The sequence below is a fragment of the Pseudoalteromonas sp. S16_S37 genome (assembly GCF_014694405.1).
Lineage (GTDB): Bacteria > Pseudomonadota > Gammaproteobacteria > Enterobacterales > Alteromonadaceae > Pseudoalteromonas.
Genome location: NZ_JAAUWV010000012.1, coordinates 1 through 23,757, shown reverse-complemented (window position 1 = coordinate 23,757; position 23,757 = coordinate 1). Strand labels below are relative to the sequence as shown.

Annotated in this window: 22 protein-coding genes; all 22 read right to left on the bottom strand. The window is 40.9% G+C overall.

The features are described 5' to 3' along the window. Positions 1–35: 35 nt before the first annotated feature. The 22 genes from HC733_RS07945 to HC733_RS07840 all read right to left on the bottom strand — a co-directional run bounded on the left by HC733_RS07945 (position 36) and on the right by HC733_RS07840 (position 23,527). Positions 36–1,550 (bottom strand): class I adenylate-forming enzyme family protein, encoded by a 1,515-nt coding sequence (locus tag HC733_RS07945; protein WP_190364519.1) that lies wholly within the window; start codon positions 1,548–1,550, stop codon positions 36–38. 1 nt (position 1,551) lies between these two features. Further along, complete coding sequence (gene pseG, locus HC733_RS07940; protein WP_190364518.1) at positions 1,552–3,135, bottom strand: UDP-2,4-diacetamido-2,4,6-trideoxy-beta-L-altropyranose hydrolase; 1,584 nt, start codon at positions 3,133–3,135, stop codon at positions 1,552–1,554. Next, positions 3,135–3,377 carry an acyl carrier protein gene (locus HC733_RS07935; protein WP_190364517.1) on the bottom strand — a complete coding sequence of 81 codons (243 nt, stop codon included), beginning with the start codon at positions 3,375–3,377 and terminating at the stop codon, positions 3,135–3,137. Before HC733_RS07935 ends, pseG begins: the two co-directional genes overlap by 1 nt. Continuing rightward, the gene (pseI, locus tag HC733_RS07930; RefSeq protein WP_190364516.1) at positions 3,378–4,415 is read right to left on the bottom strand and encodes a pseudaminic acid synthase; all 1,038 of its coding nucleotides are present in this window, start codon (positions 4,413–4,415) and stop codon (positions 3,378–3,380) included. A 1-nt stretch (position 4,416) separates the two neighbouring features. Further along, on the bottom strand, positions 4,417–5,190 hold the full coding sequence (locus HC733_RS07925) for a glycosyltransferase family protein (protein WP_238937498.1): 774 nt from the start codon (positions 5,188–5,190) through the stop codon (positions 4,417–4,419). Beyond that, positions 5,190–5,678, bottom strand: a complete 489-nt coding sequence (locus tag HC733_RS07920) for a GNAT family N-acetyltransferase (protein ID WP_190364515.1) — start codon at positions 5,676–5,678, stop codon at positions 5,190–5,192. The genes HC733_RS07925 and HC733_RS07920 overlap by 1 nt, the downstream gene beginning before the upstream one ends. A 1-nt stretch (position 5,679) precedes the next feature. Then, a complete protein-coding gene (locus tag HC733_RS07915) occupies positions 5,680–6,999 on the bottom strand; it encodes an aminotransferase class III-fold pyridoxal phosphate-dependent enzyme (RefSeq protein WP_190364514.1) in 1,320 nt (439 codons plus the stop codon). A gap of 269 nt (positions 7,000–7,268) precedes the next feature. Next, entirely contained in the window at positions 7,269–9,347 is a 2,079-nt protein-coding gene (locus tag HC733_RS07910; protein WP_190364513.1) for a motility associated factor glycosyltransferase family protein, read from the bottom strand. Positions 9,348–9,354: 7 nt separating this feature from the next. Further along, positions 9,355–9,654, bottom strand: coding sequence for a hypothetical protein (locus HC733_RS07905; protein ID WP_190364512.1), 300 nt, complete (start codon positions 9,652–9,654; stop codon positions 9,355–9,357). Then, on the bottom strand, positions 9,644–10,072 hold the full coding sequence (fliS, locus tag HC733_RS07900) for a flagellar export chaperone FliS (RefSeq protein WP_190364511.1): 429 nt from the start codon (positions 10,070–10,072) through the stop codon (positions 9,644–9,646). The genes HC733_RS07905 and fliS overlap by 11 nt, the downstream gene beginning before the upstream one ends. A 44-nt stretch (positions 10,073–10,116) precedes the next feature. Then, on the bottom strand, positions 10,117–11,535 hold the full coding sequence (gene fliD / locus HC733_RS07895) for a flagellar filament capping protein FliD (protein WP_190364510.1): 1,419 nt from the start codon (positions 11,533–11,535) through the stop codon (positions 10,117–10,119). 25 nt (positions 11,536–11,560) lie between these two features. Next, positions 11,561–11,971: a flagellar protein FlaG gene (locus HC733_RS07890; RefSeq protein ID WP_190364509.1), complete on the bottom strand. Its 411-nt coding sequence runs from the start codon at positions 11,969–11,971 to the stop codon at positions 11,561–11,563. Positions 11,972–12,056: 85 nt separating this feature from the next. Continuing rightward, entirely contained in the window at positions 12,057–13,028 is a 972-nt protein-coding gene (locus tag HC733_RS07885; protein WP_190364508.1) for a flagellin N-terminal helical domain-containing protein, read from the bottom strand. 162 nt (positions 13,029–13,190) lie between these two features. Next, positions 13,191–14,165, bottom strand: coding sequence for a flagellin N-terminal helical domain-containing protein (locus tag HC733_RS07880; protein ID WP_190364507.1), 975 nt, complete (start codon positions 14,163–14,165; stop codon positions 13,191–13,193). A 404-nt stretch (positions 14,166–14,569) separates the two neighbouring features. Then, positions 14,570–15,541 (bottom strand): flagellin N-terminal helical domain-containing protein, encoded by a 972-nt coding sequence (locus HC733_RS07875; protein ID WP_190364506.1) that lies wholly within the window; start codon positions 15,539–15,541, stop codon positions 14,570–14,572. 328 nt (positions 15,542–15,869) lie between these two features. Beyond that, entirely contained in the window at positions 15,870–17,084 is a 1,215-nt protein-coding gene (gene flgL, locus HC733_RS07870; RefSeq protein ID WP_190364505.1) for a flagellar hook-associated protein FlgL, read from the bottom strand. Positions 17,085–17,089: 5 nt separating this feature from the next. Continuing rightward, complete coding sequence (gene flgK, locus HC733_RS07865; RefSeq protein ID WP_190364504.1) at positions 17,090–19,084, bottom strand: flagellar hook-associated protein FlgK; 1,995 nt, start codon at positions 19,082–19,084, stop codon at positions 17,090–17,092. A gap of 1 nt (position 19,085) precedes the next feature. Next, the gene (gene flgJ, locus HC733_RS07860) at positions 19,086–20,042 is read right to left on the bottom strand and encodes a flagellar assembly peptidoglycan hydrolase FlgJ (protein WP_190364581.1); all 957 of its coding nucleotides are present in this window, start codon (positions 20,040–20,042) and stop codon (positions 19,086–19,088) included. A 106-nt stretch (positions 20,043–20,148) separates the two neighbouring features. Further along, positions 20,149–21,243: a flagellar basal body P-ring protein FlgI gene (locus HC733_RS07855; RefSeq protein ID WP_190364503.1), complete on the bottom strand. Its 1,095-nt coding sequence runs from the start codon at positions 21,241–21,243 to the stop codon at positions 20,149–20,151. A gap of 13 nt (positions 21,244–21,256) precedes the next feature. Further along, positions 21,257–21,940 (bottom strand): flagellar basal body L-ring protein FlgH, encoded by a 684-nt coding sequence (gene flgH, locus HC733_RS07850; RefSeq protein WP_190364502.1) that lies wholly within the window; start codon positions 21,938–21,940, stop codon positions 21,257–21,259. Between the two features lie 15 nt (positions 21,941–21,955). After that, positions 21,956–22,744 (bottom strand): flagellar basal-body rod protein FlgG, encoded by a 789-nt coding sequence (gene flgG / locus HC733_RS07845; RefSeq protein WP_190364501.1) that lies wholly within the window; start codon positions 22,742–22,744, stop codon positions 21,956–21,958. 18 nt (positions 22,745–22,762) lie between these two features. Then, on the bottom strand, positions 22,763–23,527 hold the full coding sequence (locus HC733_RS07840) for a flagellar basal body rod protein FlgF (RefSeq protein ID WP_171625844.1): 765 nt from the start codon (positions 23,525–23,527) through the stop codon (positions 22,763–22,765). Positions 23,528–23,757: the final 230 nt, after the last annotated feature.

The following is a 23,757-nucleotide window of genomic DNA, read 5'->3' as shown; positions in this document are numbered from 1 at the left end:
AAATGGAAGATACTTCGTTTTTAAAGGTGATAAAGTTACCCTTTACCACCAAATAGACTTTTCACTGATTGCCTTAGTATTTTTCCAAGACTACTTTTAGCTAACGAGTCTACGCGTTCAAAATAACGAGGCTGCTGATAATCTGTAAGCTCATGAAGACAAAGCTTTTTTAACTCATTTACATCTAAAGTGTCTGACACTGTGGTATATACTACTTTGATAACCTCTCCAAACTGCTTATCTGGATACGCAAATGCTACACAGTCCTCCACATCAGGATGCATTTTGATAGTACTTTCGATATCTTGTGGATAGACATTGATCCCTCCCGATGAAATCACATCGTTATTACGACCAACGTAGTATAAAAAGCCATCTTCATCGAGGTAGCCCAAGTCTCCAGTTGCAAAATAACCTTGCTCATCGTAGGCTAACTTTGTTTTTTCGGGCATTTTGAGGTAGCCTGCAAACTCAGTCTTTGATTGACACATAATCTGCCCTACCTCACCTACGCCTACCAACCGACTCTTCTCGTCAATTATTTTTAGTTTTACAAAAGGTAACGCTTTACCAACACTCCCTTGCTTATCTCTATGTGAATTTAAACAAAAGTCTGTCACTACACCGACTTCAGATGCGCCGTAACACTCATGTAATCGGCAATTAAAGTGTTTAACCAGTTTTTCTTTTGTATCTAAAGCCAACACAGCCGATGAGCTAACCACACAATTCAAACTCGACATATCTTTTGCTAATTCAATGTTATCTACCAACATATCTAACTGGCTAGAAACGGCAAATAGAAACGAAACTCGATATTTTTCTATTACGTCAAACCACTTCGCAACATTGAATTTTGGCAAAATTACCGATGTAGCTCCCATTATTAGTGGCATTAGCAAGCCTCTTTGCGCAAGAGAATGATAAAGAGGGGTAGACACAAGCACCACTTCATCTTTCGTAAGCTTGTAATAATTGATAGTCGCGTCAAACGCGCGCTTTATTTTACACTCTTGTGTTAAAATAATCGGCTTTGGTGAGCCAGTAGAGCCAGATGTCATAGTTAAAATGAATGGTAGCTCAGTTGTATCAACAACAACGCGCTCATCATCCTTTATATTACTTTCGATAACGTCATCCCATAGAGCTTCCCTACTAATGCAACGGTTGAGTGTAATGAGATTTTCAGGTTGCGCCAGCCCTGCTCCAAGCAATTGTTGAGACACACTTGACCAGGCAACTGTTACGGCTACGGGTATCGACTTCATAGCGTTTTCAAGTGCATGCCCTTTTAATGTGATAGGCAAAGGCACCACAGCCAACCCTAACTTTGCAGCACTTAATAATACTATTGCGTATTGCGGCCCATTTGGTGCAAAGAGTGAGATTCTCTGCCCTGCAGTCAACCCTTTTGACTTAAAGTAAGCACTTAATATAAGCACCTTCTCTATCAATTCATGATAGGTTATTTGTTCATCTTCATAGATGATCGCTACTTTGTCTGGATGCTCTATACTTTGTTGATAAACCAATTGGAAAATATTATTCATATTATTTCACCTGTTTATGAGGTGCACGGTCAATGTAGTAAAAATATTGTGGCGTAGCATGGGGAAAAGCAAACTCAATCGCTTTGTAGCTTGCACTTTGGGGAGAGACATCTTCGAAGCCCATATATTGATTGAGTAACCTAACAAACTTGTTTTCTTTATGTATGACTGCAACCCATCTGGCTTCAGGTGCCACTTTTTGAGTATATTCTAGCTGCCATTTCAAAATCATTAGAGCTTCAGGAAATGAAACATCCTCGTCAATTGTAAACCAGCCGCCGATTATATATTGCTGCTGTTGCAGCTCTAACTCTTGATGCCAAATAAATACGATTGGTTGTGCCGCTTTATAGATAACATAAGACTGGCGACGATTATTAAACCACCAGCAAATATGCTCATCAACTTCAATTGCATTACTAATTGTCATTTTAGAAGCATTGTTTGGCTTATTTCTCGCACGTAAATAGGCCATTATATCGATGTCCTGCACAGGCCTATACGATAAATCGTGAGCAATGATGATTTGTTGATTTGAGCTGGCAGCTTTTGCATGGTGCTCATCCTCTTTCACATCATGAGTGCCTAGTAATTTATCAACCACGCGCTCAACGCCCAAACCATCTATTTTAAAAGATGCATTGCTCGTTAGCTTTTCTATACGCTTATGATTGCTTAACAATGTCTCTATCAACTTGATCTGGCGTTCAACGGGTAAACTAAGCAAATGCTCAAGATGAAAATAGTGCCCTAACTGCTCTAAATCTTCGCTCATGTTCTGTTGATTGTTTGCAATTGCGAAGGTTAATGCAGGAGTACGTGTTGCCATTAGTTCATACAATGATGTTCCTAATGCTCCTACGAATAACTGTGTTTTTTTGTAAAATGGCAAAAAACTATTTGGCGAGTCAACCACCTTGAGTTGTGTAAACCGATCAACAAGACGCAATACACTATTTTTATTAATGGCTTGAGGACCGAATACTACTGTTATTTCAACTGTATTATCCAATGACATGGCTAGTTGCTCTATCAGAGCCGACAGCAACAACCAATCTCCTCCTCCACCAAGTGAGAACATAATATTCTTATTTGCTAACGCTTGCTTAGATTCCACATTCTGATACTGGGGGGCAAGTAACGCATATTCAGGCCCGAGTATCAATTTACAATTAGCTGGCACCTTATTTTGATAGCGAGTGTGCATCTCTGTCGTATATTTTTGATCTATTAAGCAATCACAGACGTGCTCTCGCGCAAGATCATCAATTACAATAAGTTCTGCATTGCTCGCTTTTATGACCTTTTCCCATTCGACCCCAAGTTCGTAGTTATCAACTACAATCCTAAACTGCTCAGCGTTTGCTGACAAAGCCGACAATAGCATTTGTGCATCTTCTTTTTGGGATAAAGCAGGTAAATATAAAACAGGCCAAGGAAGTTGTTCAGCTAACACTTCTATTGCTGGATTATTATCCAAGAAAAAAATTATCTCATAACCTCGATGCTGTAATTCAAGCGCAAGCCACTTACAGCGCATAAAATGGCCGATGCCTTGCTTGCTATTAATTCGAAATGCAAACATCAAAGTTTCGCCTGAATACTACTGATCAAACCACCAATAGTGGCATTTTTTTCATCAAGTAATTCCTCTGGTGAAAAAGACACCGAAAACTCTAATTCAATCTGCATTATCAATGACAACACTTCAAATGAGTCTAATACGCCACTAGTAATAAAGTTATAACCGTCAATCTCAGCGGGCAATATTACCCCTCTGGTTTCAAAAAAATCTTGAAAGAAACAATAGAGAGCTTGTGTACTCATTTACAATAAATCCTTCCAACTTAGCTGCGTTCCTCTTGGAAGCGAGTTTTTAGCTGTACGCCCAATTACTAAAGGCAGATCTTTGGGCATTAACTCACCACCTCCTGGGCGCTTTTGCACTAAATGAGACTCTGTTAACACTTCTCCCGCTTTGATATCTTTTGCCGCATAAACACAGCGTCTCGCTTTTGAAGGCTCACTGGGATAGTGAACGGTACCTAATGCTAGCTCAATTTGTCTAACACCGTGTACGAGCGCCTTTAGTTCATCCGGAGTCATCGAAAAAAAGCTGTCTGCGGTGTTATCTTTCTTGTCCATAACAAAATGCTTTTCAATCATGCATCCCCCCACAGCAATTGACGCAAGTGGTACATCGTTCCCTAGTGTGTGATCAGACAAACCAACAGGAACATGAAAAGCCTCTTTGAGATGTGGGATAGTCTTTAAATTGATAGACTCAGCAGGCGCTGGGTAGGTACTTGTACATTTGAGCAAACATAGTTCAGTAATACCTGCATCTTGAGCAACTTTGACAGACTCCGCTATTTCCGCCAGTGTCGCCCCCCCTGTTGACAAAATGACGGGCTTACCGGTTGCTGCAACATCACGGATCAGCTGATGATCGATTAACTCTGGCGACGCAATCTTGTACGCAGGCGCATTTAACTGAGAAAGTAGATCAACAGCGCTTTTATCAAATGGAGATGAAAAACAGGTAATTCCAATTTTTTCTGCTAATTCAAACAACTCCGCATGAAAATCCCAAGGCATGTATGCATGTTTATATAAATCGTACAAGTATTGGCCTTTCCAAGGCCCTGTTGCCTCGAAATGCGCGAGGGCACAGTCCATGGTCAAAGTGTCTGCTGTATAAGTCTGCAACTTGATCGCATTAGCGCCTGCCTCTTTTGCTGCATACACTAACTCCTTTGCTCGGCTTAAAGACTGCCCATGATTTGCAGACATTTCGGCGATGATATAACTAGGATGATCATGTCCCACCCACGTATTATCAATCTTAAACTCTTTTTTAAACATGTTACCCAACTTGAATTTGTTCTACGTGTTCATTTATTTTAAGTATATCAGGATGTTTGGCTAACATTTCTTTTAATTCATCAAAGCCAAAGTCGGTTCTATACTCAAATTGTTTATAAATTTCATTTATCATTTGATAATCTGCCGGTTCGTCTAGTGTTAAGCGCCAATGGCTCAGATCTGGCTCTCTAGAGTACGGGGCAACACGTAAATTACGACAGATATATTGGGTAACATGCTCTTTTTCAAAGTCTTCCGTAGCATTTTCATACGCAGTTTGTAAGGCACTAAAGGTGAACACTTCCGTATCAAACCCATTCGGAAGACCACAGTGAGGCCCGGCAGAAATATAGTCGTATTCAGACATCACCTCAAAAAAATGCGCTATGACTCGTGCAGACTCTATTTTATCAATGAGCGGACAATCACTGGTACATCTTACCAGCACAGTATTTGGTTTTGCGTTCACAGACTGAGCTGCCAAAAAGTAACGACTCAAAACATTATTCGTGTCTCCCTCAACGTATTTAATGCCAAGTTGCTTACACAAATCTACAATCGGTTGCTGGCTACCATCATTTGTCGTAGCAATCACTATGCGTTCTTTAAAAACGTCTAAGCGTTCTAACATAACTTCTAAAATACTTTGCTTTGCAAGCGGCAGCATTACTTTCTTTGGCAATCGTGTTGATGTCATTCTAGCTTGAATAATTATATAAAAGTCTTTTTTCATCAAAGCACTAATAAGGCTATTGGGCTCCGTTACTTTGTTCATCAAAACTCCCAGCTCATTGTCAAACCATTATCTGTTCGTCCATCATCTACTGCGGTAAAGCCAATTTTCTCATACGCAACAACCGCAGATTTATTGGCTTGATCTACTCCGAGCGTCATTTTAGATATACCAAGCCGTTTTTTTGCATGTGCTGCAAAACACTCAATCACCTCTTTAGCCACGCCTTTACCATGCCAATCTAACTCACCTATTAATATGCCCATTTCAAAGCTCGGTGACAGGCCCTCTTTTACAATGAACTTGATATTACCAATGTGTTTGCTGTCATTTAACGTAAAAATTCCGTAGAAATACACATTGCTATCAGCTTCTTGCTCGCTTATATATTGTCTAAGCTCAGCAATTGACACAGGCTTGTTAATTATAAACTCACTAACGGGTGACGTTAACCAACCGATATATTGCTCAGTAGCATCATCTTGAGTCAGAAATCGCATTAAGAATCGCTCAGATGTGAGAGTCTTCATATCAATTCAACCTTTTAAAACCTGATGTTGACGGAATGATATGTGCCATAACACTTGGCTGTTCAAGTGCAATAGCCAATGCAGCAAATGCATTATCAACTGCACTTAAATATTGGCCAACATGCTCATCTTTATGGGCATACATGCAATAAAACATATTCGTTGCTAACACACCTTGCTTAAGCATTTGTTCTATAAAGTAAGATTTAAGCGTTAAGAAATTATCGTATTCTAAGTTAAAGTGACATAACGCATCGATACCTGAAATGTGGATCTTCAGGCCATGCTTATCGGCCAATTGTTGCCACCCTTGTTTTATCTGTTTGCCGATATGAGCAAGGTGTTCATGTACTTTATTATTTTGATAGTAATTTATTGTTGCTAAAGCAGCTGTAGGTCCAACTCTTTCCGTCCACATTGTACTTGAGATAAAACTAACTTGGGCCGCATCCATCCATTTTGATTTGCCAATAATAGCAGCCATTGCGTAGCCATTAGCAAACGCTTTCGAAAAAACGGCGATATCCGGATTTATCCCTAAAGCTAAATGAGAACCTCCGCAATTAATACGAAAACCCATTGATATTTCATCAATAATCAAAGGAATGTCTAACCGTTTTGCGATCGCTTCCACTTGCTGCCAATACTCATCGGGTGCTTTGAAATTACGCATTGGCTCCATCACGATTGCGCCAAGCTCAGAACCGTGCTTTTGCACCAATTCTTCGAGCGCATTTATATCGTTAAAAGCAAAAGGTAATGCAGTACCCGCCAACGCTTTTGGCACGCCATTAGGGGATAAACCGGGGATCAAATGGTCATTTAAGTTGCTTTCACTGGTGACGTTTGCAGACAAGTACCAATCGTGCCAACCATGGTAGCCGCTAAACGCGATTTTATCTTTACCAGTCGATGCTCTCGCTATTCTTATGGCCACAGCCATCGCCTCACCGCCACAGCGTGTATACCTAACTTCTTCGGCCCAAGGATGCAGTTCTATTAGCTTGTCAGCTAGCGCAACGTCCTCAGGACAGTTTAGGCTCGAGCTAACGCCATTTCGAATATTGGCAATAACTTCATTATCAATGTCATCAACTGCATAACCCAAAATATTTGCGCCAATTCCAGAAATTGACATATCAAGATATTCGCTGCCATCTAAATCCCAGACTTTTGCACCTTTTGCTTTTGAAAAATAACCGGGCCAAACATCCGTACTAAACATATCAGGCCTTTTAGACAATAATTGGGTCAAACCAGGAATAATAGACTTTGCTTTGTGTTGAAGCGAAATGCTCTTAGATAGTTTTTTTGACGTCATACTTAAATCTTCGCTTAAGGAGTTTTGATAAAAATAAATAGCTATTTACTGTGCTGAAATACCTTTGTTTAACGGTATAACTCAAGCACACAATGCTATTTAACAGCAAATAGCATACCGCTCTTTATAATTATATATAACTGGCCAATAATTTTTGTAGAAAAGTTAAAGTGTTGAATTGACCGCTTTGTAATTCACCGCTTTTTTAAAAACAGCCTATCTAGTACAAAGCGGTAACGAAGAGATTGCCATCTCGTTTTAGTTTATTGTTACTTACAGACTCTCACGTTATCGCGATAAAAATCTGGCGCATTTTCTACAAACTCAATCCAATACCCTAACGCTTGATTATAAAACGGCATGATTTCTTGCTTATCACCATAGTTATAAAGTAGTGAGATGAGTAGTGAGGTGGTATAAAGCGCTTCACCTTCAAGCAGTAAGAATAGGTTTAAATAATTAACGGAGTGCTTGAATGAGTATAGATAGCGAATACTCTTAAGCATATTTTCCAACGCCTCTGAACGAACGTTTGCAGGCTCTCGCAAAATATTTGCGAATGTTTGGCAAAACTGAGCAAACTCATCAAAGTGTAGTAAAGGCTCGACTTTCTCACTGTAATCTCTCGCAACAAAACGCTCATTTTTAACATATTCAACAACTTGTTGTTTTGCTAACTTTGTAGAGTTTAAAACCAATAAATCGGAGGGTAGCGGTAAAGTTCCTTCAATTCTTGCACCGTTACTACAGTTAAATACCTGAACACCTTTGCGTTTAAAATAACTAAGCAACTTGCCCATTTGTATATTTCCAACACACATGAACTCGTCAGTAAGAACTGATGGCGCGAAATTACCTGGCAATGATATCTGCTTCCCTATCTTAAGCGGCTTATGAGCTACTTCACCGGTACTCTTATAGTAAAAACTCGATTTCGAATGGTGATGTTCTTCATCAACATAACCATTATCAACACCAAACAAGTAGATGTTTTTAAAACCTAAGTGACAGGCATAACTGAGTGCGGTATTACCTACCAAGGGGTTGCAATACGACAAAACCTCAGTAATTGATTTACCATCTAAAAACTCTGCTAAATGTATCAGCTGAGTCGATGACTCGTTTCCTTTCAACCCAAAACCAGTCCAAGGAAACAAACTCTGTACAGACGGGTGCATAACATTGGTGATCAACAAGTTCATCTTGCTACGAGCTTCTTCACTCAAGAAATCCCGTAAAAAGTCGTGAGTCATCTCAGTTCTTTCTAAAGCAACATGGAAATCCGGAATAATTCCATGCTTAACAAGTGCCGTAGAAGCAGAATTACACGACACAACAACGACCTGATCTTGTACGCTTTTAATAAACTCTATTTCTTGATCAAGGGATGGACCATTTGCAACAATAAACACTGGAAAATCTGCAACGGATTTATCCATTGGTTGCCTATTGTCCAGGAGGTTAAAGTTATTATCAAGATTACCTAGCGTATGTGCGATACCCATAATGGCATCATCAAAAAAACCAAAACCGGTAAAAAACTGATGAAAATTAGTCTTGAACTCTTCAATCCAATTTGCCATTTTTGAAGATGGATAGTGCTGATAAAACCAAGTGTAACTTACAGATGCAATGCCGATGTTTCGACTTCTATCATAGATATCTCGAAAAATTTCCTCTTCGGTTTTACCGATCCCTAGGTAAAGAAAACTACCGTCTTCATCAATTTTCTCTAGTACTAGTTTCCAATCTGCCACAAAAAGGCTTGCAAAAAAATAGTCTTCATTTGGTTCTAAAATACTGATAAAACTAACTTTTCTATTTTCGAAAATTTCGACCAAATGGTACCCCAAGCCAACGCCAAAGAGCATACAGCTAGGGAGGGTTTCATCCAATCGTTCATTAGAGGCAAGCTTGCCTTTAACATCAGCAAAAACTTTGCCCATGTTCTTCATCAAGTCTATGTGAGAAAAACCAATCTCATTTTCTAAATTAGCGACAGATGAATGATCTGTTTTGCCTAAGGTGGGCTTTTTAAGGTTTTGTTCTATTTGATCTCTAACTTGTGTGAGAGGATCATCTGAATACATTGGTACGCCAGTATCGTAATCGATGATATTTACCGTACCGTTATCATTGAGAATAAACTGAAACTTTTCGCTTGGCACGTAGTGCAGATATTTTTCAAAAATTTCTGGAAAATACTTTTTAAAGGCAAGTAGGTTTTCTTCAAACTTTAGATTTGCCTCATCTGCGAACTCTTGTTCTCGTCGTTGCTGCAGGGCAGTCTCTTCTAACTTCGATGATAGCGATTCGAGCTGTTCTTCGACGGAATTGTTGTTGGTCATTAATTACCTACTTCATGCTTTTATATACGTTCAACTTCTTTTGGGTGCTCAAATGCGCCCCGATATCTTTGGCCAACGATTTTTTTTGTTCAACAATCGTAGAAGTGATTTGAGTGAAATTATCGTAAAATTGCTGACAAGCCTCTAGATCAGACTCTGAAAAGTCTCGCTTGCCATGAAACACACGACGAACGTCTTTGTCTAATTGACTATACGCCTTTGCGCAACCTTCCAAATCATTATCTTGCAAAAGCAACTTTAGCATATTAAGCTGCTCTTCAAGATCTGAAAGCTGCTTAGCCAACATGTGCATCAGCACCATTTTCGCGAAGCGTTTGTTCTCGAATATCGTGAGGAATCGCATCCCAAGCAGATTTAATTTCTTTTAACAACACACAGACTTCGTCAATAATTTCAGGATTATTCTCTAGACTGGCATCAAGTAGTCTATCTAGCATGTAGCTATATAGTGCATAAAGGTTTTCAGTTACTTCACCACCTACTTCAAAATCCAAGCAACCACGTAATGCTGATATGATCGCAGACGCTTTAGACAAGTGTTCGCTTTTTGCTTCAAGGTGTTTTTTTTCAATCGCAACTTTTGCAAGCACCATTTTTTCAACAGCCCCCGCCATTAGCATTTGGATAATTTCAAAACGATCCGCACCAGCTACACGTGTTTTCAGTGCTTCTTTGCGGTAGTTTTTTACTTTAGCGTTATACATAACTCACCTTTAAATTCGTCTGTTATCTTACAATTGCCAAAACGTTAAGACTTAGATTTAGTAAATCCTGGTAAACTCGCCAACTGAGCACCTAAATATGACTGCGTTGATCGCATTTGTGCTAACAATACATCTAAGCCTGCATATTTTTTACGAAGACCTTCTTCGAAAGACTTCATTCGGTATTGGAAACTATCTACATCATCTTTCAGTTCATCTAATTGACCATTTAGCGTAGTTTCTCGCTGTTTAACAATACCACCTGAATCAATGTAGTTACCAAGCAATGTCTTTAAGTCTTTAGCTACACCATTATCTCCTGCAAAAGCCTTGCCAATATCATCAAAATTATTGTCCATCGCTTCATTAAGGCTTCGAACCAATGAAGACTTTTCTAAATAGCCATCATTATCGACCGTCAACCCAATATCAAAGATCGATTTAAATGGGCCTGCTCCTGTAATCTCTCTACCAAGCGTGTTAATTAGCTGGTCACGCAGGCCTCGCATTGTGGAATCACCATTTAGCGGCTTACCAATCCGTGTTTGAAAGCCAATGTTGCCAATTAAGTTGTTATATGTACTGACTAAATCATCGACTAGTTTGGTTACGGATTCTCTGTCATATTCAACATTAAGTTTCGCTTTTTGTGGACTACCCGTGCCATCATCTTCACTTTTCTTTAACGCTTTAATCGTCATATCTTGAACAGCATCTTTAAACGTATTTGTACTGCTGTTTACTGTTAAGCCGTCTACCGTAATAATTGCATCTTGGGCCGCTTGTGTTTCAGTCATCCCTGCGGTCCCTCCCGCAAATGGCGACGTACTCACTGAATCTAATTCAGCCGTGTCAGAAGTGACTGTAAGTCCATTACCGTTACCCGTAACATTTGAAGTGAGGACTAACTTTGAGCCGACACCTACAACACCTGTGTTCACGATATTTGCTGTTACGCCAAAGTTAGTTTCTGAGCTGTTGATAGCATCACGCAAATCTGCAAGCGTTGCGCCCGCATTAAGTGTCACGCTAAAATTATTGCCTGTTCCCGCACCAAATGTGAGCGTACCGCCAGAAGCCGTTACAACATCAGTTGTAGCACTAAACGCACCATCGGTAGAGTTTAACCTACTGCCCATAGCCAGCTGCGTCACCGCAATATCAAATGTCCCGACAGAAATATCGCTAGTCGGTGTAACACTAATAATGTCGCCCGATGTAGGCTGTGTGATGTTTGCAACACGCTTACCGAAGTTCTTGGGATCAGCAAGTTTTTCAATGCTATCTTTAAGTTTAGAAATTGCAGATTTAACCTCTCCAATTGCTGATAACTCAACCTTTAGCGAGTCTTGCCGTTTTTGGAAGGCTTGAAGCTTAGGAGCACTCTCGGCCTGTACAGACGCTTGAATTATACTTTCAAGGTCTAAACCTGAACCGATACCCGCTTGTGTGATTAATGGCATGAGTTACCTCCAAACTTACTGCAATCTAAGCCGTTTCATTAAATAAAAAGCCCTTGTTAGCTAGTTTATCGGCAAACTCGTCCAAAGCTTTAGCTACTTCACGGAACTCTTCTGATGGGATCTCTCGAATAACCTCATCATTTCCACGGTCAATAACACGAATAAATGGTGGGCTACCTGTCTCATCAAATTCAAACGATAAATTAGTTGAAGTAATTGGCAATACTTCATTCAACTTATCTAAGTTTTTCTTCACGTCATCCAAAAGCGCTTGACGCTCTTGTGTTAAATTTTCAGATGACTCTTGCTGCTGTTTAGCCAGCTTAGCCGTGTTTTCCACTGGACGCTGAAAAGCTACAGAACTGGCATCTTTGTCTTTTGCAATAGCGGGCGTCAAAATGCCGACACTACTTTTTGAAACGTCAAAATCGCTCATGATAGACCTCCAGATACTACCTTAAATATAGCATACGTTAAACTCAGACGCGTAACATCTGAGCCTAACGCAATGCATTACCATCTTAACCTAGTAATGACAACGCTACCTGAGGACGCTGATTAGCCTGACTCAAGATAGAGCTACTTGCCTGTTGCAAGATCTGCATTTTAGTTAAGTTTGCGGTTTCTGTTGCAAAGTCAGTATCTTGAATACGAGAACGCGCTGCTGCAAGGTTCTCTGAGATATTTGCTTGGTTACGGATAGCTGATTGGAAACGGTTTTGAACCGCACCAAGCTCTGCACGTTTCTTATCCACTACAGCAATCATTGCATCCATACCTGCAAGCACAAATTGAGCATTCGCCTGAGATGATACACTGATACTGGTTTCTCTGAATTTGGTTGCAAAGTCATCAGTTGCTGCAATAGCTACACCTGAAATATCAGATACACCAGCGGCTAGAGTCGTTAGACCTTTAGCGCCTACCGCACTGGCAATACCCGCGATACCTGATAATGTGAAACCATTATTAGCTGAGATACCGTTCGTTGCAGCAGTACTACCAACATTCTTCATGCTAAAACCGATTGTTTGTACTGCATCAGCACCAATTTGGAAACTTGCTTTATATGAACCGTCTAACAAGTTTTGGCCACCAAAAGTAGTATCTTCCGCTACGCGGTTCACTTCTGACGCTAATGAGCGGATTTCTTCTTGCAACGCTAAACGGTCTTCATCTGTGTTAGAGCCGTTTGCCGCTTGTTGTGCCAACGTACGAACACGCTGGAACATTGAGGTAACCTCATCAAGTGCACCTTCAGCAGTTTGCGCAAGAGAAATACCATCGTTCGCATTACGGTTACCTTGATTTAAACCATTAACCTGACCGGTCAAACGGTTTGTGATCTGCATACCCGCAGCATCATCTTTTGCGCTGTTGATCCTAAGACCTGAAGATAATCTTTGGAAAGAAGTATCCAAAGCACTACCAGATCTATCTAACTGGCGCTGTGCGTTCAAAGAACTCACATTAGTATTTACATAAATAGCCATAACAGCCTCCGCTTTATCATTTATAGTGAGTTGTTACGGGATACCCCTACCCTGTAACCACTCATGGTTAGAGTCCTAGATTTATAGTTCTCTAACTCGTTTATCGTCTGATAAAGCGAAAGCTTTAGCTTTATTTATAAAAAATTTTAATTTTTTTTAATTTTATCCCTGAAGCAAGCTTAACGCCGCTTGAGGTCTTTGATTTGCTTGACCTAAAATGGTTTGGCTAGCTTGTTGCAAAATTTGGTTTTTCGTCAGCTTCGCTGTTTCTAATGCAAAGTCTGCATCTTTAATTCGCGATTTTGCTGATGCTAAGTTTTCTGAAACGTTAGCTTGGTTACGAATTGTAGACTGGAATCGGTTTTGAACCGCACCGAGTTCAGCACGTTTCTTATCAACCACAGCGATCATTGCATCCATACCCGCAAATACAAACTGAGCATTGGCTTGTGAAGATAAACTAATACTGGTTTCTCTAAACTTAGTCGCAAAGTCATCTGTAGCTGCGATTGCTACACCAGAAATATCAGATATACCAGCAGCTAGCGTAGTCAAACCTTTACTACCTACTGCACTTGCAATACCAGCGATACCAGATAAGGTAAAACCATTATTTGCCGACAAGCCATTTACGGCTGCAGTGCCACCAACATATTTCATACTAAAGCCGATAGTCTGTATTGCATCCGCACCTACTTGGAAGTTTGCTGCATATGAACCATTAAGTAAGTTTTGTCCACCAAATGTGGTATCACTTGCCACACGGTTTACTTCAGCAGCAAGTTGACGTACCTCTTCTTGCAGAGCAAGTCGGTCTTCATCAGTATTCGAGCCGTTTGCTGCCTGCTGTGCCAACGTTCTAATACGTTGGAACATAGATGTCATCTCATCCATAGCACCTTCAGCGGTTTGTGCTAAAGAAATACCATCGTTCGCATTTCGGTTACCTTGTTCTAAACCCAAGATCTGAGATTGCAAACGGTCGGTAATTTGTAGACCTGCCGCATCATCTGCCGCACTATTGATTCGTAAACCTGAAGATAGACGTTTAAATGACGTATCTAAGTCGTTACCTGAATTCGTTAATTGACGCTGAGCGTTTAGAGCGCTTACGTTAGTATTTACAAATAAAGCCATAACTATTTCTCTCTATTTCAAGCTAAAGCCAAATTTCTTCGACTTTAAATTACTCAATACAAAGCGGCTATTTTTGTCGCCATATTATTTTGCGACGGGGCAAAAAATTGCCACTTGCACCATATTTTGTTTTCTTACTGGAGGTAAATGCAAAAGGCGGGCCAATTTAATATTCATAGGAAATAGAAAGTTTGGAATACAAAAAAAGGGGCCTTTCGGCCCCTTATATTGAAATTTGAGAGTAAGTGTCAATAAACTAGCATAGATATTGGCACGGTCTATGCTAGTAAATATGTGTTCATTGAATTGATGAACTTATTGGATTGTAAGCTCCTCCGCTTTATCATCCAATTCGGTGTCCGTGCTAATACCCCATCAAGTACGGACACCACCTTTCCTATTTATTATCCTAGAAGACTTAAAGCAGCCTGAGGACGTTGGTTAGCCTGACTTAAGATAGTCTGACTTGCCTGTTGTAGAATCTGCATTTTAGTTAAGTTTGCAGTTTCTGTTGCAAAGTCTGTATCTTTGATACGAGATTTTGCTGCTGATAAGTTTTCCGAAACGTTAGCTTGGTTACGGATCGTAGACTGGAATCGGTTTTGAACCGCACCGAGCTCAGCACGTTTTTTGTCAACTACCGCAATCATCGCGTCCATACCAGCAAGAATGAACTGAGCATTAGCTTGTGAAGATACACTGATACTAGTTTCTCTGAATCTTGTCTGGAAGTCATCTGTTGCCGCAATTGCTGCATTTGAGATATCAGACACACCTGCCGCAAGCGTTGTTAAACCTTTGCTCGTTACTGCACTAGCGATACCTGCGATACCTGATAATGTGAAACCATTATTAGCTGAGATACCATTTGCTGCAGCAGTACTGCCAACATTTTTCATACTGAAACCGATTGTTTGTACAGCATCAGCACCTACTTGGAAACTGGCTTGATACGAACCGTCTAGTAAGTTTTGACCACCAAACGTTGTGTCAGCTGCAACACGGTTAACTTCTGCCGCTAGTGAGCGAATTTCTTCTTGAATCGCTAAACGGTCTTCATCAGTGTTAGAACCGTTCGCTGCTTGTTGTGCTAAAGTACGAACACGTTGGAACATTGAAGTTACTTCATCCATCGCACCTTCAGCAGTCTGTGCAAGAGAAATACCGTCGTTTGCGTTGCGGTTACCTTGATTTAGACCATTGATTTGTGAGCTCAAGCGGTCTGTAATTTGTAGGCCTGCCGCGTCGTCAGCTGCGCTGTTGATACGAAAACCAGAAGATAAACGTTTAAATGATGTATCTAATGCGTTACCAGAATTCATTAATTGTCTTTGTGCGTTCAATGAACTTACGTTAGTATTTACATAAAGTGCCATGATAGTTCTCCCAATGTAAACTTTGTGTTTACTCTCAAACTTTAAACTTTAAACTTTAAGCCTTCGAATTCGTTTTTATTCTCCAGCTTGGTTACTTAAGTTATCGGGCAGCAAAAAAAATCCTTTAGTATTTTTTTAAAAAAAATACTAATCCCTTGTTTTTTATGGAAAAAATCAAAATGTTATATATATACCTTTGAACGCATTCAGGAATAGTTACTTTTAAAAGATGAGTGTTTTTCACTAATTAAAACAATTACTAATATAGAAAAGTCTTAAAAAGTTGATGTAAAAAGGTGAATGCTGCCAGAATTTTGGCAGCAAACAATTATCTGATGTAATCTAGTAAGGACAAGCTAGATAAACGGCCAAACGTTGCTTGTGAGGCCTGAAGTGCTGTTTCATGTTTAGTGAGTTCAGTGATGGCCTCTGCCATATCTAACTCTACTAGGTTCGCTTTAGACAACTTATTGTTGATATCAAGATCTGAGTTTGCCGCTTCAATGCGCTTTGTGGTGTTAAGTCTGCCACCCAATACCGATTGTGTTTGAGATACCAAATTCTTCGCATTATCTAAACCGACATTTGCATCTGCAAGTGCTTGCTTATAGTCATTTTGATCCAAATTTGGAGTATTGAGTATGGCAACTAAATCATCCAAAGTATTCAGTACGTTTTGTTTTGCAGGTGCTTCTAAGTCAAAGTCAATACTCGCAGGTGTGCCTGTAAAAGTAATATCCATGCCATTTACGCTGACTTTATTACCTTGATAAGTACCCGACTGAATCGTCGTTCCACCTACTTGTAAGTCATATGTGGTAGCTGAGGTAAAATTGATTGTTACCGTATTAGCATTCGCAGGCGCTGTTGGATCAGCGTTGTAGTTAGCCTTGTGAAAGTTATCAAAAGCACCTTGCTGCTGCACATAAACCTTACTTGTAGCAGGTACTATCGTAGTTTTATCAACATCTAAACGCTTACTGGCTTTTTCAAATACGTTAAAGCCATTATCGCTAGACTTAATACTTATTCCTTCAGCTACCTTGATACTATGCTGGCCTTGGTCACCCTGGTACACATATTTTCCAGCGCCACTATCATACACAAACGCTTGTTTGCTATCTTGGTAACCGGCAAATATGTATCCACCATCCTCTGACTTTGAGTTCATCAGTTCAAAAATAGACTCTTTGAGTGAGTTTATTTCAGCTGATAACCCCTCTCTATCCGAATCAGAAAGCGCACCATTACCGGCTTGAATCGTTAGAACCTGCGCCTTAGAAATCGCACCTTTAATATTTTCAAGCACACTTTCTTCCATCTCTAAGCGGCTACTTAGCATCGAAGAGCTTTTGGCATACTGCTCATTAGATTGAATTTTGTCGGTATAAAGCATTGAGTTAGCGATCGCTGATGGGTCATCTGATGCTGTAAGTACACGCTTTTGCGTATTAACTTGCTGCTGAGCTCGGTTAACTTCTTCTTGATTACTCAAAATGGTATTTAGGTTATTTCTAAACATTAAATTATTGGATAATCGCATAACTGTTACCTCGCCGCGCTCAATAAGGTGTCAAATATAGTACGTGCAGCCGAAATGATCTGTGCTGAAGCTGAGTAAGACTGCTGAAAACGTAATAAATTGGCAGCTTCTTCATCCAAGTTTACACCAGAAATCGACTCAAACCATGTCTCTGATTGCGTTGCCAAAGCGTCAAAAGCTGCACCATTGGTTTTGGCTTGATTCGCAATCACCCCAACTTCTGTCACTAAACCAGCATATGATTCGTTAAATGTTTTAAAGTTATCCGCGCTTGCTACAACGCCTTGCCTTACTAGCTCATCATCTTTTAGCTGACTAAGTGCTAAGCCATTACGGTTATCATCAAAACCATTGCTATTTACTTTTATGGTGAAAACATCACCCGTAGCAGGCTGTCCTTCAATATTAAAATCAAAACCGTAAGCATTATAAGGAGCGCCGGCAGCATTCAAGAAACTGTTTGCGGGCGGTGTAATCGTTACTAAATTTGTGCCGCTGCCATCCACAATTTGATATTGGTTAGCAACAGCTGTTTTAGTAATCGTGATATCACCTTGTGCCAACGCAATTGGGGGGCCCGCATTGATATTACTAGTATTGCTCACAACTCCGGCCGAGATGCTTGCGGTACTTATATTGTTCGCACTCACTTCGGTTCGAATAGGGGAAGCTAAGGCCAAATGTTCTGGTCTTTGTGTTGCAAGCTCCAATGAACCTGCAGCAATCGAGTTAAGCTTCACGACAAAACTATCCCCTGCGGCAGCCGCTCCTGTCACTGTCATATCTAAACCAAATGATTCACCAGATGTAATCGTACCAGAGTTGATGGCACCAGCCGTGACATTCGCAGTTGACGGCGTACCTATCACGTTTCCTTCACTATCGATTGCAGAAATTTCAACCGTTGTTGCAGTTAAAAATGTCACCTGAAAATCAGTGGCAGGCAAAGATCTACCAAGGCCCGTTTCTAATGTCGCATTTACGACACCCGTACCAGTATTGTTTTGAAACGCATAGCCCTGCACAGTTGGAATACTAAAAATATTTCCACCCAAATTGCCATCTAAATTCATCCCTAAAGCATTTTGCTGGTTAAAAGCATCCGCAATGGCGATGCCTATCTGGCCTAGCTGGTTTTGTGCCGGTTGTAGGATATCGTCACGAAATGCCATCAACCCACCTATTTTCCCTTTTAGTGAGCCCAAATCAACATCCAGCGCAATGGCTTTACCACTGCGAACATCCAATTTTAAATCTTTAACGTTAGGATCTGGATCGCCATCTAACGCAAAAGCATTGAATGTCCCATTTTCCATTACTAAGGCTTGACCACTGCCAAGAAACACCAGCTTTTCACCATTAGAACCATCAAGGGTTTCAATATCAACTAATGCAGACAGATCTCGGATTGCTTGGTCTCGTTCATTTAGAACCGACAGTGCAACTGTGTGGTCATCGCTCGTATAGGTAGATGCTACTTTGTTATTCAACTGGCTGATTTTTTCAATTAGGCTATTTGCTTCATCTGTATAGAGACTGAGCTGTTCATTAACAACGCTTTTTTGGTCAAATACAATATTTGATAAACGATGCATCTGCTCAACTAAGCCCTGTGCAGAATTCATAAATAATGAACGCGATACTGTTGACGCCGGTTGGTTCATTGCCTCTTGCAGACTATTAAACATAGTATTTATGCTGGTACTCAAGCTGTTTGACTCTTCAGCAAAAAGCGTATCAATACGAGAAGACTCGGTAACAAACTGATCGTAATAGGCTTTATTTGAGATATCACGATTTAGCTGCTTAGCCGCAAAATCATTAATCAATCGGACAGTTTCTGGGCGGCCAACCATATTTCCAACCGTTGTTGCATGCTCGGTGCGCTCTCGAATATAGCCTTTGGTATTTAAGTTGGAGATATTTCTACTGGTTGTTTGCAACAATTCAGAGCTTGCTCGAACGCCACTGGTACCAATTTGCATAAGATCAAAAGACATCTTAATTTACTCCTTGACGAATAAGTGACGTCAACATTTGCTTAAACTCGCCACGCTGAAGTACGCCTTTAATTTTTTGCGCATAATTAGGATCAGTCGCATAGCCTGCCTCTTGCAAGGCGTCTAAATATTGGGCCGGTTCTTTCACTTTTTTCAGTGCTTGCTCATACCTTGGATTGCTTTGCAAGAAATCCACATAGTCGCTAATACTTTCTTTAATAGAGTCATAGGCTCTAAAGTGTGCTTGTTTCTTCACAGGAAGACCTTGCTCAAATTCTAATGTCAGCTTTTTGGCACTTTCACCCTGCCACGACTTATCAGACTTAATGTTGAATAGATTATGACTGCTTGAACCGTCAGCTTTGGTAACAACATGCTTTCCCCAGCCTGTCTCTAAAGCCGCTTGCGCTATCATTACCGCAGGATTCAAACCAATCTTTTGTGCCGCTTCTTTTGCGTGATCCCATAAGGCACCGACAAATGACTCAGGATCCTCAAAACTACTACTTTGCTGTGATGAATTCACTGCAGCTTCTTTTCCTTTAACAGATACTTTATCGTTAACTAACCTGTCACTTTGTAAGTCCGCATTTGTGCGTAATACTGATGCCGGCGTATAACCCTCGCCGTTAGGCGCAAGTTGTTGAACTATCAGTTCGGCTAGACCCAAGTTACCTTTGCTAGCAAGCTCCACTGATAATTGTTGATCATGCATTTCTTCAAAGAACTTCACGCTACTTGAGTTAAACGGACTATCTTTATCTTCCATCGCCTCATTGGCTTTACGCATGCTTTTGAGCAGCATCTGAGTAAAAATAGATTCAAATTGCTGCGCAGCTTTTTTTAGCGCTTCATTGGACGCTTGCTGATCAGTGCCGCTTTTCAAGGCGTCTTGACGTAGAGAGTTAAGATCTCCTAAGTCAAAAAAGTTCTGATTGTCTAACGGATTAGTATTCATCTGCTCAACGACACACTGTAAAAATTCATATTGATATAAATGCAAAAAGCGAGCCAAAAAAAAGCCCCGACATTTCGGGGCTAACTGTTTGATTAAAAATAAAACTTCAAATGACGACTAATTGACCATTGATTGCCCCAGCTTCTTTTAAGGCTTCTAAAATAGCCATTAAGTCGCCCGGTGCCGCGCCAACTTGGTTTATTGCTCTGACTAAATCATCAAGACTTACACCTGGGTCAAACACAAAAGCGCGAGAGTCGTCTGAGTCTATATCGATGATGCTTTGCTGTGTAATGGCAGTATCACCTCCACCCAGAGCTTGCGGTTGAGATACGTTTTGCTGCTCTGCAATTGTGACGGTTAGACCACCATGGGTAATAGCCGCAGGCTGCAGTTTAACATTCTTACCAATCACGATGGTGCCTGTGCGCGAATTGACTATGATTTTGGCATTTGTATCCGCAGGCTTAAACTCTAAGTTTTCAAGCGTTGATAAATAAGCAACTCGTTGTGAAGGGTCTCTTGGTGCGATAACCCGTACTGAAGCTGCGTCCATTGGTTTCGCACTATTTGGACCAACCAAGGCATTAATGGTGTCAGCAAGGCGCTTGGCGGTTGTAAAATCAGGACTGTTCAGATTGAAGGTAATATGATCCCCTTGCGTAAACGGGCTTTTAACCGCACGTTCTACTGTAGCACCGTTGGGCACTCTACCAACAGTTGGGGTATTAATCACAACTCTGCTGCCATCTAAACCCTCAGCACCGAGACCACCAACAATTAGGCTTCCCTGCGCTATGGCATAAACATTTCCATCAACACCTTTTAAGAATGTTTGTAACAATGTGCCGCCTCTCAAGCTACCCGCGCTTCCGATAGAAGACACTGTGATATCGATTTTCTGACCCGGCTTTACAAAAGGAGGTAGATCAGCATGAACCGCTACAGCCGCCACATTTTTGATTTTTGGCTTCAAACTAGTTGGCATGGTAATACCGAAGCTACTTAGCATGGCTTTAAAGCTCTGCTCTGTGAAACGGCTTTGCTCTCCAGTGCCTGGCAATCCCACTACTAAACCATAGCCAACAAGCTGATTCGAGCGAACGCCTTCGATCATACTGACGTCTTTTATACGCTCAGCGGTAGCTGCTGCGGAGAAAAGGCTCCCAAGTAACATGCACGCTGTAATAAATATTTTCATCATCTTGACCTTATTAGAATGGGAATAACGTGCTCATAAAGAAACGTGCAAGCCAACCAGGGCTTTGTGTCTCTTGATGTTGACCCTTACCTGAATATTGGATCCTAGCATTGGCAATTCGATTAGACTCCACCGTATTGTCGGCTGTGACATCTTGCGCCCTTACTAAGCCCTCTAAACGGATAAATTCTTCACCCGTATTTAGAGTTAGCCACTTTTCACCACGGATCACTAGGTTACCGTTTGGTAGCACTCGCATCACGTTTACTGAAATATTACCGAATAAGCTATTTGACTGATTTGCTTGCGAGTCACCTTTAAAAGATGATTCTGACTCTAAGCCAAACTGAATACTTTCTTTGCCGATGTTAATGGCTGAACCACCCAACCCTGTGATAGGACTAAGTTTTGCATCCGTTTCTTTATCAGTTTGGTTGTTAGCCGCTTTAGACGCTGCTGTCGTTTCTCGTAAAACAACCGTAATAATGTCACCTGTTCTTAAAGCTTTTTTGTCTGAGTATAGGTCGTTAGACAAATGCTGACTGAAAAGAGAACCCGTTGCTACAATTGGTTCAGCGTCTTGTTCAGGGTACATTGGCGCATAGTACGGATCATCGCGCACCACATCATTATTTTGAGTAGAAACACACCCTGCAAGCAAAGTAACTACCACAATGGCTAAGCTAAAATCACGCATACCGCCCCCTAAAAATTATAACTGTTGGTTAATGTAACTAAGCATTTCATCAACCGATGAAATCACTTTGGAATTCATTTCATAAACGCGTTGCGTTTCAATCAAATTCACCAACTCTTCCGTTACATTCACATTTGATGTTTCTAATGCACCTTGAACTATCAGTCCCAATCCATCAACACTTGGATTACCTTGAACCGGCGCACCACTAACTGCAGTTTCAGTGTACAAGTTTTGTCCCATTGGCTCTAAGCCCGATGGATTTATAAAGTCACTGATGACCAATTGACCAATGACTACATTTTCCGCTTGACCAGATATCGACACTGACACTTCACCATCTTGTGAAATGGTAATTGACTTTGCGTCATCTGGAACGTTCATCTGTGGTTGCAGCGGGAAGCCAGCACCTGAGGTTACAATTCGCCCTTCTTCATCAGTGGTAAACTGACCGTTGCGAGTGTATGCCGTTGTGCCATCGGGCATTTGGATTTCAAAAAAGCCAGGGCCTTGGATCATCCAATCTAATGTATTTTCTGTGCTAAGCATGTTGCCTTGCGAAAAATTCTTTTGGTTTGCTACAACCTTAGAACCTGCGCCAAGCATTAAACCAGAAGGAAGTTCTGTATCTTGCGATGAGCGACCACCTGGTTGATTGATGTTTTGATATAGCAAATCTTCAAAAATCGCACGACTCTTTTTATATCCAACAGTACTGGCGTTCGCTAGGTTATTGGAAATAACAGCAATATCTGTTTGTTGAGCATCTAAGCCTGTTTTACTGATCCACAATGCTGGGTTCATAACTATTACCTCACTCGGTTAGACGATACGCAGTAAAGATACATGACGTTCGTCTATCTCTTCTGCGGTCTTCATTAATTTCATTTGCATTTCGAATTGACGCTGATGATTAATCATGTCAACCATTTCATGCACTGGGTTCACGTTTGAACGCTCCAAGGTGCCGCTCATAATGCGAGCGGTAGGAGAAATATCACAAAACCCACATAAGCCATTCACAAGCTCTTCTTCTCTTGGTCGAAACAAACCATCATTGCCTTTTTCTAGCTGGCCGTTGTCTGCCTCGATAATTTTTAATCTATCGACTACTTCCATAAAGTTCGCTGGCGCCCCTTGAGGGCGAACTTGAATAGAGCCATCGTCACTAAATACCACCTTATCAACTGGGATAGGCAAAATAATTGGCCCACCCTCGCCAATAACCTGACGGCCGTGACTGGTTACTAAAGCACCATCGGAACGAATGTTAAATGTACCTACTTTGGTATATGCCTCGTTGCCACCTTGGTCCATAACGCTGATCCAAGTTTTCTGTGAGACGGATATATCCAGATCACGACCAGTCTCAACAATGGGGCCTGCTGTCATATTCGTACCAGGGCGCTCTTGCATGGCAAACACACGCGTTGGCAAGCCTTCACCAAAGGCTTGCATGGAACGCGCTTGCGCAAAGTCAGCTTTAAAGCCTGTGGTATTGGCATTGGCTAAGTTATTGGCCTTTATAGCGACGCCGCGCAAGCTTTGCTTTGCACCCGACATTGCGATATAGAGCATTTTGTCCATAACACTAACCTTACTAATAAAATTATCTAAACTAATAAAAGCAATAATAGTGCCAACAAATAAATGACAGATTTTTAGAAAAAGAGGCTGCAATGAAAAAGGCCGCAACATGCCTGTCTCTTGATCACATTTCTAGATCAAGAGACTTGGCTAGCTCATAACCTTCAAGGATGGTTTGCAATTTAAACCATCCTTCCCACAATCTCTCCCAGCCAACACGGCCATTACGT